At 43.4% G+C, this 15,137-nt stretch carries 18 protein-coding genes and 2 tRNA genes; 5 read left to right on the forward strand and 15 right to left on the reverse strand.

What is annotated here, in order from left to right; all coding sequences use genetic code 11:
* Positions 1-97 precede the first annotated feature (97 nt).
* The 4 genes from rplS to Q4B79_RS06035 form a co-directional block, all read right to left on the reverse strand.
* The gene (rplS, locus tag Q4B79_RS06020; RefSeq protein WP_303085526.1) at positions 98-466 is read right to left on the reverse strand and encodes a 50S ribosomal protein L19; all 369 of its coding nucleotides are present in this window, start codon (positions 464-466) and stop codon (positions 98-100) included.
* A 164-nt stretch (positions 467-630) separates the two neighbouring features.
* A complete protein-coding gene (locus Q4B79_RS06025) occupies positions 631-996 on the reverse strand; it encodes a DUF423 domain-containing protein (RefSeq protein ID WP_303085527.1) in 366 nt (121 codons plus the stop codon).
* A 20-nt stretch (positions 997-1,016) separates the two neighbouring features.
* The gene (gene rpoH, locus Q4B79_RS06030; RefSeq protein WP_303085543.1) at positions 1,017-1,895 is read right to left on the reverse strand and encodes an RNA polymerase sigma factor RpoH; all 879 of its coding nucleotides are present in this window, start codon (positions 1,893-1,895) and stop codon (positions 1,017-1,019) included.
* Positions 1,896-2,295: 400 nt separating this feature from the next.
* Complete coding sequence (locus Q4B79_RS06035; protein WP_303085528.1) at positions 2,296-2,616, reverse strand: sulfurtransferase TusA family protein; 321 nt, start codon at positions 2,614-2,616, stop codon at positions 2,296-2,298.
* 154 nt (positions 2,617-2,770) lie between these two features.
* On the opposite strand from Q4B79_RS06035, the gene Q4B79_RS06040 reads away from it, so the two are divergent.
* Positions 2,771-3,448 (forward strand): YidB family protein, encoded by a 678-nt coding sequence (locus Q4B79_RS06040; protein ID WP_303085529.1) that lies wholly within the window; start codon positions 2,771-2,773, stop codon positions 3,446-3,448.
* Between the two features lie 57 nt (positions 3,449-3,505).
* Here the strand turns inward: Q4B79_RS06040 and Q4B79_RS06045 are convergent, their stop codons facing one another.
* Positions 3,506-4,189: a CHAP domain-containing protein gene (locus Q4B79_RS06045; RefSeq protein ID WP_303085530.1), complete on the reverse strand. Its 684-nt coding sequence runs from the start codon at positions 4,187-4,189 to the stop codon at positions 3,506-3,508.
* A 212-nt stretch (positions 4,190-4,401) separates the two neighbouring features.
* Between Q4B79_RS06045 and Q4B79_RS06050 the strand changes: the two genes are divergently transcribed.
* On the forward strand, positions 4,402-4,917 hold the full coding sequence (locus Q4B79_RS06050) for a hypothetical protein (protein WP_303085531.1): 516 nt from the start codon (positions 4,402-4,404) through the stop codon (positions 4,915-4,917).
* Between the two features lie 243 nt (positions 4,918-5,160).
* Here the strand turns inward: Q4B79_RS06050 and lpxC are convergent, their stop codons facing one another.
* The 10 genes from lpxC to Q4B79_RS06100 all read right to left on the reverse strand — a co-directional run bounded on the left by lpxC (position 5,161) and on the right by Q4B79_RS06100 (position 11,356).
* The gene (lpxC, locus tag Q4B79_RS06055) at positions 5,161-6,093 is read right to left on the reverse strand and encodes a UDP-3-O-acyl-N-acetylglucosamine deacetylase (protein ID WP_303085532.1); all 933 of its coding nucleotides are present in this window, start codon (positions 6,091-6,093) and stop codon (positions 5,161-5,163) included.
* A gap of 117 nt (positions 6,094-6,210) precedes the next feature.
* Positions 6,211-6,903: a metal-dependent hydrolase gene (locus tag Q4B79_RS06060; RefSeq protein ID WP_303085533.1), complete on the reverse strand. Its 693-nt coding sequence runs from the start codon at positions 6,901-6,903 to the stop codon at positions 6,211-6,213.
* 59 nt (positions 6,904-6,962) lie between these two features.
* Positions 6,963-7,038: transfer RNA gene (locus tag Q4B79_RS06065), tRNA-Glu, on the reverse strand.
* 74 nt (positions 7,039-7,112) lie between these two features.
* Positions 7,113-7,188, reverse strand: a tRNA-Ala gene (locus Q4B79_RS06070).
* 139 nt (positions 7,189-7,327) lie between these two features.
* Positions 7,328-7,639: a DUF5713 family protein gene (locus tag Q4B79_RS06075; protein WP_303085534.1), complete on the reverse strand. Its 312-nt coding sequence runs from the start codon at positions 7,637-7,639 to the stop codon at positions 7,328-7,330.
* Positions 7,640-7,747: 108 nt separating this feature from the next.
* Positions 7,748-8,170 (reverse strand): type II toxin-antitoxin system VapC family toxin, encoded by a 423-nt coding sequence (locus tag Q4B79_RS06080; RefSeq protein WP_303085535.1) that lies wholly within the window; start codon positions 8,168-8,170, stop codon positions 7,748-7,750.
* Complete coding sequence (locus Q4B79_RS06085; RefSeq protein WP_303085536.1) at positions 8,115-8,357, reverse strand: hypothetical protein; 243 nt, start codon at positions 8,355-8,357, stop codon at positions 8,115-8,117. The genes Q4B79_RS06080 and Q4B79_RS06085 overlap by 56 nt, the downstream gene beginning before the upstream one ends.
* Before the next feature lie 73 nt (positions 8,358-8,430).
* Complete coding sequence (gltX, locus tag Q4B79_RS06090) at positions 8,431-9,936, reverse strand: glutamate--tRNA ligase (protein ID WP_303085537.1); 1,506 nt, start codon at positions 9,934-9,936, stop codon at positions 8,431-8,433.
* A gap of 57 nt (positions 9,937-9,993) precedes the next feature.
* Positions 9,994-10,593 (reverse strand): hypothetical protein, encoded by a 600-nt coding sequence (locus Q4B79_RS06095; RefSeq protein WP_303085538.1) that lies wholly within the window; start codon positions 10,591-10,593, stop codon positions 9,994-9,996.
* 13 nt (positions 10,594-10,606) lie between these two features.
* Positions 10,607-11,356: an endonuclease/exonuclease/phosphatase family protein gene (locus Q4B79_RS06100; RefSeq protein ID WP_303085539.1), complete on the reverse strand. Its 750-nt coding sequence runs from the start codon at positions 11,354-11,356 to the stop codon at positions 10,607-10,609.
* A gap of 62 nt (positions 11,357-11,418) precedes the next feature.
* Here Q4B79_RS06100 and Q4B79_RS06105 point away from each other — a divergent pair, with 62 nt between their 5' ends.
* From Q4B79_RS06105 to Q4B79_RS06115, 3 genes are all read left to right on the forward strand, one after another.
* Entirely contained in the window at positions 11,419-13,530 is a 2,112-nt protein-coding gene (locus Q4B79_RS06105; RefSeq protein WP_303085540.1) for a M3 family metallopeptidase, read from the forward strand.
* 137 nt (positions 13,531-13,667) lie between these two features.
* The gene (locus Q4B79_RS06110; protein WP_303085541.1) at positions 13,668-13,916 is read left to right on the forward strand and encodes a YheV family putative metal-binding protein; all 249 of its coding nucleotides are present in this window, start codon (positions 13,668-13,670) and stop codon (positions 13,914-13,916) included.
* Between the two features lie 139 nt (positions 13,917-14,055).
* Entirely contained in the window at positions 14,056-15,042 is a 987-nt protein-coding gene (locus Q4B79_RS06115) for a hypothetical protein (protein ID WP_303085542.1), read from the forward strand.
* Positions 15,043-15,137: the final 95 nt, after the last annotated feature.

The raw sequence follows: 15,137 nt of genomic DNA on the forward strand, positions 1-15,137 counted from the left end.
TTATAACCAAAAATCCGTCATCACTCAGCACAAATTTGGCATAAGCATAAAACAAAACTCCGCCATCAGACGGAGTTTATGTTGGGCATCACATAGATTATGCGTCTTTTTTGGCACCCAATTTTTCTTTGATGCGTGCAGACTTACCAGAACGCTCACGTAGGTAGTAAAGCTTGGCACGGCGAACATCACCACGACGCTTCACTTCAATGCTGCCAATGATTGGCGAGTGAAGTTGGAAAGCACGCTCAACGCCCACACCACTTGAAATCTTACGCACAGTAAAAGATGAGTTAAGACCACGATTGCGTTTAGCGATGACCACGCCTTCGAATGCTTGTAGACGCTCTTTGTCGCCTTCTTGAACACGAACTTTAACCACAACGGTGTCGCCCGGTGCAAATGATGGGTGTTCTTTTAGTTGAGATTGTTCGATGTATTGAACAAGAGGGTGTTTATTACTCATGGAAATTCTCCAATAAATGACATAGGCTCATACTTTTTACTAAAAACTAGGTGGCCAAAAAGTCGCATATCATACTATTTTTAATTGATTATTCATCAATCACTATCCGAGCCACACGGAACACATAAAGCCCCCATTATAATAAAAACCCCAAAAAAAATCAATCACAATTTATCACTACGTTTAATAAATACCAGCATTAGCCAGCCAATTATCATCAAAGTGCCGCCGATGGGCGTGATTGCCCCCAGCCATTTTGGCAATCCTAATGCCATTAGATACAGCGTTCCACTAAATATGCCAATGCCGATTTGTAGCGTGGTAGCCACTGCATTTACACGATATGCCGACACCGCATGTAGTGCACCCAACATCAAAAGTCCAAGCCCATGCACAAACAAATACAATGTCGCCGTATGCCAAATATCCAGCTCATAAGGCGTAGCAGTTTTTTTAAGTCCGTGAGCTCCAAACGCCCCTAATGCCACCGCCAATGCCAAATTTAGCCCCGCTATTTTTATCCAATTCATCACACCCTCTTAGTTTAGCCTTAATCAAACAGCACATCGTCCATCGTCATGGCTTCACGAATTTTATCCATGGCGTTTTTTTCGATTTGGCGAACTCGTTCAGCGGAGATGTTATACACCGCCGCCAAATCATGTAAGGTGGATTTTTGGTCGGCAAGCCAACGCTGGGTAATAATGTCTCGTGAACGGTCATCAAGCCCCTGCATGGCAACTTGAAGAGCATTCGCGGTGTTTTCTTCCCAGTCATCATTTTCTACCACCTCAGCAGGATTGATGGCATCTTCTAAGAATAACTGCGGAGCATAACGTCCGTCTTCATCATCAGAGTCTTGCAATTCAAAAGAAGCATCATAACTGGTTAGGCGGGACTCCATTTCAAGCACCTGCTTGACCGTAACGTTTAGGTCTTTTGCGATGGCTTTGGCTTCATCAAGCGTGAGCTGGTTGTTGGATTTTTTTAGGCTACGCAGATTAAAGAACAACTTGCGATGAGCTTTGGTGGTCGCTACCTTGACAATTCGCCAATTTTTAATGACAAATTCATGAATTTCCGCCTTAATCCAATGCACCGCAAAGCTCACAAGACGCACGCCTTTGGTGGGGTCAAAGCGTTTGACCGCTTTCATCAGCCCCAAATTCCCCTCTTGGATAAGGTCAGCCTGCGACAACCCATAACCTGAATAGCTACGAGCAATATGTATCACAAAACGCAAATGACTCATGACGAGCAATCGTGCCGCCTCGACATCGCCATCGTGATAATAACGATCGGCAAGCTCACGCTCCTCCTCTGGGGTTAAGATAGGAATCTGATGAACGGTATTAATATACGCCCCCAAATTCACACCGGGTGTCGCCAAATCAACAGGCATAGCAGGAACAAGCTCACGAGTTGGCATGTTATAGATGGGGGTATTGCCATCATCTACGGTGGTAGAGCGTCTTTTTGAACGTGGAGCACCCACCTTACTAAAATCCTCTTCTAAATCCTCCAAGTCATCATCAAAATCATGGATGTCATGAAAACCTGCCAAATCCTCAGATGCCCCCTCAAAAGGCAAATCCTCCAAATATTCATCAAGCTCGTCTATCTTGCGAGAGCGAACAGGCGTGGCAAATCCCTCATACGCTTCTGTCTCATCGCCATAAAAATCATTATAATCATCGTAATCGTCATATTTTTTGGGCATTTTCTTTACCAAGAATATTTAAACAAGTTCATTGTAAGCCTAAATCCACCCAAATACTAGGGCGTATTTTGGCTGTTTACATAATTTTACAATACCAAACATCAGGGTATTATTTTGTGATGACAAAATAAAAAACCACCTCATGTTGCCACATCCTAATATCTAGCATGTTTTTTTGGCAATACGCCATCAGATCGGTCTGTGAATGCCTATCCGTTGCAAGCAAGCACAAAGACTCACCCTCCGACATGGTTTTTAGGGCGACTTTTGCCCTCAATAGTGGCATGGGGCAAGATACATGACGAGCATCTAAAAAATAATGCACCGCCATCAGCTCCTGCTCACCCAAAGCAGAGCTTAGACCCATTTTAATGACAGTCCCATCCACCTCATCAAGAGTCGCCAAAAAATCATCTAAACAAGAAAGCATCGCCATACCGCACATTTTACTGATTAATTTACCCATAGATAAGGGCAAATCATGAATTTACAATTCTAGCTTGTTACACAAATCATTCAAGAAAATTGTGTCTAAGTACAAAAATTTTGTTAAGATAATGGGGTTTTTATTTTGGAGAAAACTCATGAGCTTATTACAAAACATTGTAACTTCGGTGGTACAAAACGCCATTGCTGACAACACTCGCAACGCACAGCCACAAGGCGGACTTGGTTCTTTGCTGGGCGGACTAACAGGTCAGTCCAACAACTCTGCACTTGGTGGTATGCTTGGGCAAGTGGTAGCAAGCCAACTTGGTGGTAAACAATCCCAAGATGGCTTAGGCGGTGTACTGGGTAGCCTCTTGGGGCAAACCACCCAAAAAACCAATTCAGCTGATTTAGGCAGTATCCTAAGCAGTGTGCTTGGTAGCCAGACCAAGAGTCAGCAAAGCGGTATGAAAAAATCTACCTTATTACTTGCCTTGCTGCCAATTATCCTAGGTTACATTCAAAGCAATGGCGGATTATCAGGCATGCTTGCCAAATTTCAAGGTAATGGCCTAAATAACAAAGCCCAATCTTGGGTAAATATCGACACCGACAATGATGGGATTGATGCCAAAGACATCTTAGGTCTGTTTGGTCAAGACACCATCAACCACGCCTGCCAGCAAACGGGGGCAAGCCAAAATGACGTCTGTCAAGGTATCGCCGAACTACTCCCCCAAATCGTCAACGACCTAACCCCAAATGGAGACCTCTCAAACGAAAGTGAAGCCAATGCCGAAATCAGTCAAATTCTAAAACAGCTACAAGGCTAAGCCCCCTAAACAAAAAGAGCGTCTAATACGCTCTTTTTTATGACGCCAAGCTCAATCTCACTCATTCATCGCAAGCACAGTACCTGTATTGGCAGTTGCATCTAAATGACGAACATCACGCCAGACACTATAACCGTTGTGATTGCGGTAGGGACTAAAATTTGGCTGGCGAAAATCTGACACCCATTGACGACCATCATAAATCTGAATATGTCCATGTGGATTTTTGCTGGTACGATTAAACACCACCACATCGCCTACTTGTGGCACATAGTTATCACTGCTAATGCGTGTAAAACCAGCACTCGCTAACGTACCATTAGCATACATATAAGCTGAGGCCTGTGAGGTAAACTGATAGCCTGCCCCTTGTAGTGCCTTGCGTACATATAACGCACAACGACCTTGGCTACTGCCATGAGCAGCACGAGACGCTAAGCGAGCAGCAGTAGCAGGAGCAGACCCACTCAACGCAGCAACAGCACCAACTGATTGGGAGTGATTTGATGGCGTTAAATTTGAATTCTGTGCCAAACGAGACGTACCAGATGATGCACCCATTAGCTCATTGATAGCATCATCAATCTGAGCATTACTAAGTGTCTGCTGTGCAGGTGGCGGTGCCACGATATTTACTTGACGCTCGCCATTTGCAGATGAGATGGTAATTCTGCCACTTTCTGCATTGGCACTCACACTGGTAAATGTTACTGCTGATACTAGCCACAAGAGTTTTTTCATGAAATTGCCTCGCATGATTCACACGATAACAGCCAATGACTCAGACTGCTTTCTATCTGCATGCATCATGTCTGTTTTGTTTTGATTAAAGCCTCATCTAACGCCATATGCGTCCTAGCATACTTTTTTACCCAACATGATTGGTTTTGGGTGGGTGGCGTGGTAAACTTAGCTCTTGGACACCATGTCCGTCAATTTTGTTAGGTGGTCTTATGAATGATGATTTGTATCTAAAAACCCATTTTCCCAATTATCTTGCCAGTCGCACTGAAAAACAAGCGTCAGCAGGTGCAAAGCTTCCCAAAGCACTTAGTAAGCACTTTGCTCACTTATCACACCTTAGTCATCTGGCTCGCCCCTTACTTGCTAAGGCACTAGACACACTTAGCGATGAAGTGCAGGTAGTGCATGCTCACGATGATAAAATTACGCTAAGCTTGCCAACAATCACGGCAGTCAATCATGCACGCTACCTAAAAAACGACTGTTTGACAGCACTACACCAAGATGAAGCCTTTGGTCAATTTGTAAAAATTAGCTGGGTGGTCAATCCAAAAAACACTCGTCATGGCGATGACATCGCCACAGACACACGCTCAACAAAACCATTAAGCGAAAACACGGTGCAAACTATAACACACAGTGCCAAAATTGTCATCAAAAATAAAAAGTTACAAACGTCCCTTATTCGCCTTATCCAAAACGCTCACACCAAAACACCAGACTGATTTGTTAAGTTTGGGTTTTTTGGCAAGTTTTGTAATTTTATGTAACCAAAACCGTCATATTTTGGCAAAAATCTCCAAAATTTTTTCCACAACCAGCCAGCCAAACCCCCAAATACAAAAGCAAGCCGTATAAGACTTGCTTTTGTTACAGTGTATCCGTCTGCTCTTTGCTTTTCTTGCTGTAATTTTACGGATAGCTTGCTCAATCTAATCATTAATACATAAATGTCTTAAAACTCACGATTAATTTAAGGGGTTTTTGGGCGAAATAAAGTCAATGGGGCAGGTATTTTTGTCATAATTTGTTACAATTTCATAGGCGGTTTCGTCAGCAAGTACCGCACGGATAAGGGCATTATTGAGGGCATGACCTGATTTGTAAGCGTCAAATCGACCAATAATAGCATAACCAATCACAAACAAATCGCCCACCGCATCGAGGATTTTATGACGAACAAACTCATCAGAATAACGAAGCTCGCCATTGACCACCGAGTTCTCGTCCATCACGATGGCGTTTTCCATCGTCGCCCCCTGTGCTAAGTTGTGCTGTTTTAGCTTGTCTAAGTCGGACAAAAAACCAAACGTGCGAGCAGGAGCAATCTCTTTTTCAAAATTTGCCGTACCAAATGCAAAAGTGGCACGCTGGGGTGTGGCTTTAATGGCGGGGTGATTAAAATCAATCTCAAATTGCATGGCAAAACCACCCTCATCAGGGTCAAACCTCGCCCATTTATCGCCATCTGCCACACAGATGGTTTTTTTGATTTTTAAAAATTTTTTAGGAGCAGGTTGCTCTGCTATCCCCACCGAGTCAATGAGTGCCAAAAATGGGGTTGCCGAACCGTCCATGATGGGTATTTCAGGCGAATTTACTTCTATATATAAGTTATCCAACCCACATGCCGATACTGCTGATAGCAAATGCTCCACCGTGCCTACACGTGCCTGCCCTGCCACCAGATTAGAAGACATCATGGTATCTTGAATGGCGGTAGCATGCATGGGAATGTGAGCATTATCCAAATCTACTCGCACAAACACAATGCCTGTATCAATGGGGGCAGGTCTAAGTGTCAATACCACTTCCTTGCCACTGTGTAGCCCCACCCCTGTGGTGGTTACCGATGATACAAGAGTACGCTGAGGATAATAAGAAGCAGGAGAGTGATTCATACCGCATCCACAAATGATGATTTGATGGTATTTTATCATTTGTGGGTGATTTTGTCATCTAAGCCAAAATGCGCTGATTGATTTTGTGGCAACCAAACTCTATCAAATCATGCCTAACTAAAACCTTGCCATAACTCGTTTAATGTCATTGACAGTAGAATAATGATCAGGAGCATACCAAAATAAAATCGCAATCGTTGCGTATAAGATAAGATAATAAATAGGCTTTTTACGCTCAAAAAATTTGAATGCCGTACCTGAGGATTTTTTAAGTTTTAGCCCAAGCACATTGACGCTATATATCTCATCTAGCAACAAATGCACCATCGCACCCACAAACAAAAATCCACCAAACAACCAACTGGCTTTGGCAGTCATACCAAAACCATAAAACGCACCATATACCGCCAAAAGCCCACACATCGCCATATATGGCACCGAATGTACCATGCCACGATGTACCGTCAGATGGCTAAACAATCCAATCATGCCATAACGCACCACCAAAAATGCCGCCGCCCACACCACAAGAGACTGCTTGGCAAGCTGAGAACCACTCTGATAAGAAGCATAATAAGAAGTGTATAAAATAGCGGTTAAAGTCGCAATAAACAGTGAAATCAAGCTAAAAAATCGCTTGGCTGGCGTAGATGTTTCAAGGTCGATGTCGGGCAACAGCCCACCAATGACACCGCTCGCCCAGCAAAAAACCGCCACGCCCAAGCCAAATAATCCGCTCATGAGCCCAAATGTCGTCATGGCAGTACTAACAACAGCAACGACTGTCAGATGTGTGGTAAAATTTGCCATAACCAAAGACCAGCAAACAAAACGAAAATCCCCAAGCCTAAGCTTAGGGATTTGGAATTTGGCACTCCATAGGGGATTCGAACCCCTGTTACCGCCGTGAAAGGGCGGTGTCCTAGGCCTCTAGACGAATGGAGCGCAAGAAAAAAAGTCTTTCAACTCATCAGAATGTAAGAAAATGCCTAGGTGCTTACATTCTTATTAGCATAATTTGGTGGAGCTAAGCGGAGTCGAACCGCTGACCCCTTGCATGCCATGCAAGTGCTCTACCAACTGAGCTATAGCCCCTTTGTTAAGGTGGGCGTATTATATAAACAGAACGACCAAAGGTCAAGCAAATATTTTTAAAAAAGTTAATATTTTTCGAATAAAGTTTGTAACTTATTGATTTTAATAACTTTTAAAATAAGTCATTTACCCACCAAATTTACCATTCTCTCGGAGCGATGATGTGTTCAAGTTCGTCCCCTGTCAGGTTTTCAAAACCATATGCCCGAGCGATGGTCGCAAAATCCCCACCCATGCACTCACGAGCCACCGTTTCAAGCTCGCTGTCGTGTTCGTCAAATTCATCCTCAAGCTCATTGATTGCCTCTACCGCAGGGTAAGAGTATGCACAAAATGCCTCAATGGTGGTGGGTGGATTGGTCTCAATTTGCTCACACATGGTCAGTAGGATTTGCTCAATTTTTGCCACCAAATGATTGGGGTAATAGTCGTCTTGATACATATCCGCCAAAAATTCGTGTCGTTAAAGGGTGGGATTGGTAAGATTTTCTTTGGTTGACATAACTGTTTTCCTAATGTTTGGGCAATTGATAGGTTTTGGTTTGTTATTATTAAAATATCAAACCACAAACCTTACCAACTGCAATTCATCAATAAAAGCATAATGTTTGGCGTTGGCGGATAATAGCGGTTTGTTGTAAAATATGGCGGTGCTGGCGATGAGGGCATCAAACATTTGCATATTATGACTTAAATAGTAATTTTTCACCAATTCCCCTGCATAATTACCAATTTCTTCATTTAAAGGTAAAATATGGTAATTGTCTGTTTTGATTTGTTTTAAAAAGGCATTTAATTCTGCCTTGTTGCGAACGCCTTGCAACACTTCCATATAAGTAATGATAGAAATATATTTAATATCATTATTTAACAACATCTTTTTGGCATTGGCATTATCACGAGCAAGCCAAATCAAAACATCGGTGTCAATCAACATAAAATTGCCGTCCTTGCCTTGATTGTCTGACAAAGTCCTCAACATTCATCTCTCTATCTGCCCACATACCCACAAAGTCCACTTCATCATCGGCTTGGGTTTTGTCAGTTATTTGGCTTAAATATTTTTTTACCAAGTTTTCAAAGATATTTTTTTGCTCATCTTTTGAAATGCTTGTTAAAAACTCTTTACCAATATCATCATCAATGTCAATATCAATCACAAGTTGCATCATATTATCCTTATTTTTAAAAATACGATTGGCAAAATATAATTTTACCAATCGCACTTTTATGCCAATGCCATCACTCAGCACTCAAAAAATCAGGCAAGGCTCTATTGACTTCTTCCAATTTCTTTTGTTTTTTCTTGCCAAGTCCGCCCAAGACTTCAATGGCGTGGCGAAGTCTTGCCAAAGTCATATCCGCCCCAATGACATACATTGAATTCATTACAGGCGTGGAGCTTGATGAGCCTGCAATGGCAATAAAGAAGGGCTGCATAAAGTCTTTTAATTTAATCTCAAAATGTGCCGATAAGCCTTTTAAAGTTTTATAGATATTTTCTTCGCTCCATACAGGCAAACTTTCTAATTGCCAAGTGGCGATTTGTAAAATTTCCAATAACTTTTCATTATCCAAAGATTTATGAGCAAAATCATCGGCGGTAATGTTTGGCAAGTTTTGAAAATAAAATCCCGCCCAATTCACCGCATCGGTCAAAGTATTGATACGAGGCTGGATTGCCTTAGCAATGGCGGTTAATTTATCGTCATTAAACGCCCAAGATAAAATACGAGTTTTTAATTCTTCGGCACTCATCGCTCTTAAATACTCGCCATTGAGCCAATACAATTTTTCAATATCAAATACAGGGCCGCCAAGCGATATGCGTTTAATATCAAAACTTTCAATCATTTCATTTAAGGAGAATATTTCTTTTTCGCTGGGCAAGCTATATCCCATTCGCCCCAAATAATTTAACAACACTTCTGGCAACACCCCTGCATCACGATAATAAGTAATGGAAGTTGGGTTTTTGCGTTTGGAGAGTTTGGATTTGTCGGGGTTACGCAAAAGGGGCATATGGCACAAAGTTGGCATTTCCCAGCCAAAATATTCGTACAGCAGTTTATGTTTTGGGGCGGAATTAATCCATTCTTCGCCACGAATGACGTGGGAAATTTGCATTAAATGGTCGTCCACGACATTCGCCAAATGATAAGTCGGCAAGCCGTCCGTTTTTAACAAAACCTGCATATCCACCGTATCCCAAGGAATGACAATCTCGCCCCGTAGCATATCGTGAACCACGCATTCGCCTTCTGTTGGCACACGCATACGAATGACAAAGGGCTTGCCACTTGTCGCAAGGCGGTCGCTCTCTTCACGGCTTAAATTGGCATAGCGACCGTCATATTTGGTCGGCAAGCCTTGTGCTTCTTGGGCTTTACGCATTTCGTCCAGCTCTTCGGGCGTACAAAAACAGCGAAAGGCGTGTCCTTTATCAAGAAGTTCATTGGCGTATTTTTGGTAAATTTCGGAGCGTTCGGACTGGCGATAGGGGGCGAATTGTCCGCCCACATCAGGACCTTCGCTCCACGACAGCCCCGTCCAACGCAGGGCGTCCAAAATCATCTGCTCACTTTGGGCGGTTGAGCGGACTTGGTCGGTGTCTTCAATGCGTAGGATAAACTCGCCACCGTGGGCTTTGGCAAACACCATATTAAATAAGGCGATGTACGCCGTGCCAACGTGGGGAAAGCCTGTGGGCGATGGGGCAATGCGAGTGCGGACTTTGGGAAAGGGCATAGGGGTTCTCTTTTTAAAGGGGAAATTGGGGGTATTATAGCTTAAATTTTTTATAATTTAAAGTTTAATGGCAAACAGGGAAACGGATTTGCTGTCAGAATTAAAGGTGCGACATTTTCTAAAATAAGCGGTTAATGGTTTTTCTAATTCTTTAATATTTAAAGTGGTTTGGCTTTTAAAAATACGCAGTAAATTGCCATTTCTTTGGGTTATCATAATATGGTTTTGATTATTTAGACCGCCCCATATATAAGAAAAATCCATAATGTCATGCCAAGCCAATTTTATTTCGTTATCATTTAAACGATAAATTAAATGTGTGGGCGTTAATTGGCAATAAAAAATATCAGGTGTTTTATTCCAAAAGGCTTTGATTTTATAATTTTTAATTTCGTAACTTAAAAATAAACCAAAGAAACAAAACCAAGTTGTAAAAAATATAATAAGAGAAATATTAAAATTGCCTTTTGCAAGACTGGCAAATAACACAAATAAACCACCAGAAAAAACCATTAAAAACCAAAATAGCCGAAAAGTCATTTTTGGGCGAATTAGGTTAATTTGGATAATCGGTAAATTTTCTGGATTATCGCAATTTTTGATTTGGGTTAAAATTTCGTCAAGATTATCACGAGTTAAAACAATCATATCATTCATGGTGTTTTCTCATCTAATTATCCAAAACCACCCTAGCCCCTATCGGCAAATGGTCGGAGAGTTCCGCCCATACCCCACCGCCATAGACTTGGGCGGATAATACCGACAAATGACGCACATAAATGCGGTCAAGGCTTAATAGGGGAAATTTGGCGGGAAAAGTGGCAGGATAGTTGTCATGCGTGCTGATAAAGACTTCTTTTAATCCTAATCTTGCCATAAATTCATACGACTTTTTTGTCCAATCATTAAAATCCCCCGCCAAAATAAGCGGTTTGTCCTTATCAATCTCGCCCCCGATATAGTCGGCAATGGCGTGATATTGTTTGGTACGGTCTTTTTCTAATAAATTTAAATGGGCGTTTAATACCACCACAGGCACGCCCCAATCAGGCGGATAAATCTCGCTGTGCAGTACGCCCCGTTTTTCTAGGGTGGACACCGTGATATTGACATTATGGCAGGGGTCAAGGCGATGGACGGATAGCGTGGCGTTGCCGTGATGACCGTGTGGGTAGCGGACATTTGCCCCGTAGCTGGGCGTGAGCGACAGATACTCGCCAAACCAGTCATGCTGGGGGCTGTCGGGGTAGTCATCAAAGGCAAATGCCCGTTTTAGGTTTTGCCCCTGCACTTCTTGCAAGCAAAGCACATCAATGGGCAAAGTCGCCAACGCCTGTGCCATTTTTGGCAAAACCACTGTGCGGTTTAGGGGCGACATGCCTTTATGAATGTTATAAGAGATGATGTTTAGGGGGGTCATGGTTTGACTTGTAAAATGCGATTTGACCCCTATTATAAAACAAATTTTTTAGGAAAAATATCATGACCGAATTTAACATCGATTTTCACGCCCCTAACCACAATGATGGGCTTGACGACCGCCTACATTTGGTGGATTTTGGCAAAACTTCTGCCGACACGCTCAAAGCATTGGTAGAACAGAACTTACAAACGGCAAGCACTTTTTTGGATAACCTACCGACCACCGATGACCCTGCGGTCGCCCTTGATGTTACCGAGCAGTTTAACCGCCTAAATCTTGCCCTAAATCGCAGTTTTGGCGTGCTGTCGCACCTAAATAGCGTGGTGTCTAGCCCCGAGATTCGCACCGCTCATCATGAGGTGTTGCCTGCGTTGTCGGCATTTTCCACCAAAACAGGGCAGTCTTTGCCCCTGTATCAGCTTTATAAACTCATTGCCGATAATTTTGACACGCTGGGTGCGGATACTGCCACACGCCGAGCGGTGGAGCTTGCCTTACAAGGCTTTACGCTGTCTGGCGTGGCACTTGATGATGATAAAAAAGCTCGTTTTGGCGAGATTTCGGCTCGTCTGTCGGTGCTGTCTGCCAAGTTCTCCGACAATGCCCTAGATGCCACCCAAGCCTTCGCCTTACCGCTTACCCACGCACAACTGTCAGGCATTACCCCAAGCGGTCTTGCCCTGTTAAAGTCCGCAGGCGACAACTATAAAGCCAAGCACCCCAACACCGTGCTTGCCACCGACTATGTCGCCACGCTCGATGTGCCGATGTATTTGGCGGTCATGCAGTACGCCGATGATAGAGCCTTGCGTGAGACACTGTATCACGCCTACAACACTCGGGCAAGTAGCGAATGCACTTATGAGGCAGGCAAAGGCTTTGATAACAGCGACATCATGGTAGAGATTTTAAAGTTACGCCAAGAAAAGGCAAAACTTTTGGGCTTTGATGACTATACCCAAGTGTCTTTGGCAAGTAAAATGGCGAACGACAAAAACGAGATTGAGCAGTTTTTAAAAAATCTTGCTCATCATGCCACCCCCTTTGCCAAAGCGGATTTGGCGGACATGCAGATTTTGGCTAAAACGCTGGGGCTGGATAAAGTTGAGCCGTGGGATACACCCTATTTGGCTGAAAAAATCCGCCTAGAAAAATACAATCTCAACAGCGATGAACTTCGTCCTTATTTCCCCCTGCCTGTGGTGCTGGGTGGTTTGTTTGAGATTATTGGCAAATTGTTTAATGTGCAATTTAAAGAACGCACAAGCGATGTGCCTCGTTGGCATGATGAAGTGCAGTTTTTTGAACTGCATGAACATGGCGAGCTGATTGGCGGGCTATATCTTGACCTATTTGCACGCACGGGCAAACGGGGCGGAGCGTGGCTCTCTGGCTTTCAAGAAAAGCACAAAGATAGTCAGATGGAGCAACTCCCTGTGGGCTTTATCGTGGGTAACTTTTCGCCTGCGGTGGGCGATTTGCCAAGCCTTTTGACCTTTGATGAAGTTACCACCCTATTTCATGAGTTTGGGCATGGCTTGCACCATCTTTTGACCAAAATCACCCTAAGCGATGTCGCTGGTATTAGTGGCGTAGAGTGGGACGCGGTGGAGCTACCCAGTCAGTTTATGGAAAATTTTGCCATTGATAAGGACGGTATTGCCCTCATCAGCCGTCATGTCGAGACAGGCGAGCCGTTGCCAGAGGATAAGCTGACCGCCCTTGTGAGTGCCAAAAACTTCCAAAGCGGACTACAAACCCTCCGCCAAATCGAGTTTGGGCTGTTTGATTTGCGAGTGCATGGACAAACGCTCAATGGTTATGAGGATATTTTAAATATCCAAAACGAGGTTCGCTCAGAGATTGCGGTCATCACGCCACCACCCAATAACCGCTTTGCCAACACATTTAGCCACATCTTTGCAGGGGGCTATGCCTCTGGTTATTATTCATACAAATGGGCGGAGCTGTTGTCGGCGGACGCATTTGGCAAATTTGAAAGCATGGCGAGCGATGAGCATGGCGTGTTTGACCCCGCCACAGGCGAGCTGTTTAAAAGTGAGATTTTGCAAAGGGGCGGTTCACGCCCTGCCAAAGAGAGCTTTACCGCCTTTATGGGGCGTGAGGCGGATTTGGCGGCACTCTTAAAACAAAGTGGCTTTGTTAAATAAAAATTTAAAAGTAAGTTACCTAAAACCATATGGACGAATAACGACTTTCCCCCCTACAAGCTTTAACAAACTCATACCAATAGACAAAATCACAAAATGGGAGTAAAATCTACTTCCATTTTTATTTTCAAAAAGCCATGCGATACCAATCCACCCGCCCAAAACGCCAATTTCTGGCTGGGGTCAAATGCACCCAATGCGGTCAAATTGACACCACCGTCCAAGTGCAGATTTTTATCCCAGAGCCTGACGAATATATTGAGTGCGTACAATGTAATCACACCGAACGCCGACCCACCGCCGAAGATTTACCCAATATCCAAACCGAGCGTGGGAACGATGATGTTGGCGTGGTGCGTTTTATCACATCATCACAAAACGAATAAATAATTCAAAGAAAAAAACACGCTTTTTGTCTTAATCTTATTGCAAAAAGCTGAAAATTTTTGTAAATTTTGGTATAGTACAACATTATTTTATTTAGCAACGCATTGCTGCCAATTCACAGTTATTTTAAGGGTTACCATGTCAGAGAAAAAAGACACCAGCGAAATTAATTTTGATGACAATTTCTTGGAGATTGATTTTGGCGAAAAACCAGTCAATAATGCCACAGAAAGCGCAGAAAATATCAGCCTTGACTTAGAATTAGACAATGCCATTGATTTAACAACATCAAATGCTACTTCTGACATTTCATCAAACGACAACCCAACGCAACAGACAGCCCCTCAAACAGAAGCAATATCTGACGATGATTTTTTTCATCAACTAGATGATCTTAATCAAGCGGATGAACCAACTCCAAATTCCGATGGCGTTTCAGAAGAGGTTTTAATGGCAGGTGTAGCCGGCATTGGAGCGGCAGCGGCAACTGACACCAAACCCACCCCAAAAAAGAAAAAATCTCTAAACGAGCTATTTGACAAAAAAGAAAAAACCTCAAAAACTGCCACATCAAAGCCTGGCCGCAAGGCTGACATCGCTGGCGTTCTTAGCGACTCAAAACAACTAAACAAACTCATCTTAGGTGGCATTATTGCATTAGCCTTAATTGGTATGGCACTTTATATGGCAATGAGCAGTGATGATACTCAGCCTACACCACCACCTCAAAATAACAATACAACATCAGCTCCCACACAGCCAAAATCCGCGCCCCAGGCAACACCACCTGCCACACAAGATACTACGCCAGAGGCAGGGGTAAGCTCAGATAATGCAAGCACCTCCACACAAAGCGATGGCGACATCTTGCCAGACATCAAACCTTTGGCAAATCCTGATGAAATTTTAAACGCTGGCATACCTGATGACCCCGCACTTATCAAAGAGGAAATTGACCGTCTAACTGATACAAATAATCAAATTGCTGAGCAGGAAAAACTGATTCAGGAACAACTTGCTATGATGACAGAATTAACCGCAGCCAAAGAAGAAGCTATCGCACTTCTAGAAGCACAAATCGCCCAAGAGCTTGAAAAACAAAAGCCTGAGGCAGCCACCAAGTAAGAGTCAACAAATATGGCTCAAACCTAGATTTGAGCCATATCCCCCCCTAACAACCCCCTCCCTCCGATACACCCTCCCCTGATGTGTCAACACCA

Origin of the sequence: Moraxella sp., from assembly GCF_030525845.1 — a bacterium.
Classification (GTDB): Bacteria; Pseudomonadota; Gammaproteobacteria; order Pseudomonadales; family Moraxellaceae; genus Moraxella.

What these genes read in the sequence shown, in the direction of transcription:
- Q4B79_RS06045 (WP_303085530.1), bottom strand. Translation starts at nt 4,189, where the DNA reads ATGAAAAAACTCTTGTGGCTAGTATCAGCAGTAACATTTACCAGTGTG.
- Q4B79_RS06115 (WP_303085542.1), top strand. Translation starts at nt 14,056, where the DNA reads ATGTCAGAGAAAAAAGACACCAGCGAAATTAATTTTGATGACAATTTC.
- rpoH (WP_303085543.1), bottom strand. Translation starts at nt 1,895, where the DNA reads ATGCCAACTCGTGAGCTTGTTCCTGCTATGCCTGTTGATTTGGCGACA.
- rplS (WP_303085526.1), bottom strand. Translation starts at nt 466, where the DNA reads ATGAGTAATAAACACCCTCTTGTTCAATACATCGAACAATCTCAACTA.
- Q4B79_RS06050 (WP_303085531.1), top strand. Translation starts at nt 4,402, where the DNA reads ATGAATGATGATTTGTATCTAAAAACCCATTTTCCCAATTATCTTGCC.
- lpxC (WP_303085532.1), bottom strand. Translation starts at nt 6,093, where the DNA reads ATGAATCACTCTCCTGCTTCTTATTATCCTCAGCGTACTCTTGTATCA.
- Q4B79_RS06080 (WP_303085535.1), bottom strand. Translation starts at nt 8,170, where the DNA reads ATGTTGAGGACTTTGTCAGACAATCAAGGCAAGGACGGCAATTTTATG.
- Q4B79_RS06035 (WP_303085528.1), bottom strand. Translation starts at nt 2,616, where the DNA reads ATGCTTTCTTGTTTAGATGATTTTTTGGCGACTCTTGATGAGGTGGAT.
- Q4B79_RS06105 (WP_303085540.1), top strand. Translation starts at nt 11,419, where the DNA reads ATGACCGAATTTAACATCGATTTTCACGCCCCTAACCACAATGATGGG.
- Q4B79_RS06060 (WP_303085533.1), bottom strand. Translation starts at nt 6,903, where the DNA reads ATGGCAAATTTTACCACACATCTGACAGTCGTTGCTGTTGTTAGTACT.
- Q4B79_RS06100 (WP_303085539.1), bottom strand. Translation starts at nt 11,356, where the DNA reads ATGACCCCCCTAAACATCATCTCTTATAACATTCATAAAGGCATGTCG.
- Q4B79_RS06110 (WP_303085541.1), top strand. Translation starts at nt 13,668, where the DNA reads ATGCGATACCAATCCACCCGCCCAAAACGCCAATTTCTGGCTGGGGTC.
- gltX (WP_303085537.1), bottom strand. Translation starts at nt 9,936, where the DNA reads ATGCCCTTTCCCAAAGTCCGCACTCGCATTGCCCCATCGCCCACAGGC.
- Q4B79_RS06085 (WP_303085536.1), bottom strand. Translation starts at nt 8,357, where the DNA reads ATGCAACTTGTGATTGATATTGACATTGATGATGATATTGGTAAAGAG.
- Q4B79_RS06095 (WP_303085538.1), bottom strand. Translation starts at nt 10,593, where the DNA reads ATGAATGATATGATTGTTTTAACTCGTGATAATCTTGACGAAATTTTA.
- Q4B79_RS06025 (WP_303085527.1), bottom strand. Translation starts at nt 996, where the DNA reads ATGAATTGGATAAAAATAGCGGGGCTAAATTTGGCATTGGCGGTGGCA.
- Q4B79_RS06040 (WP_303085529.1), top strand. Translation starts at nt 2,771, where the DNA reads ATGAGCTTATTACAAAACATTGTAACTTCGGTGGTACAAAACGCCATT.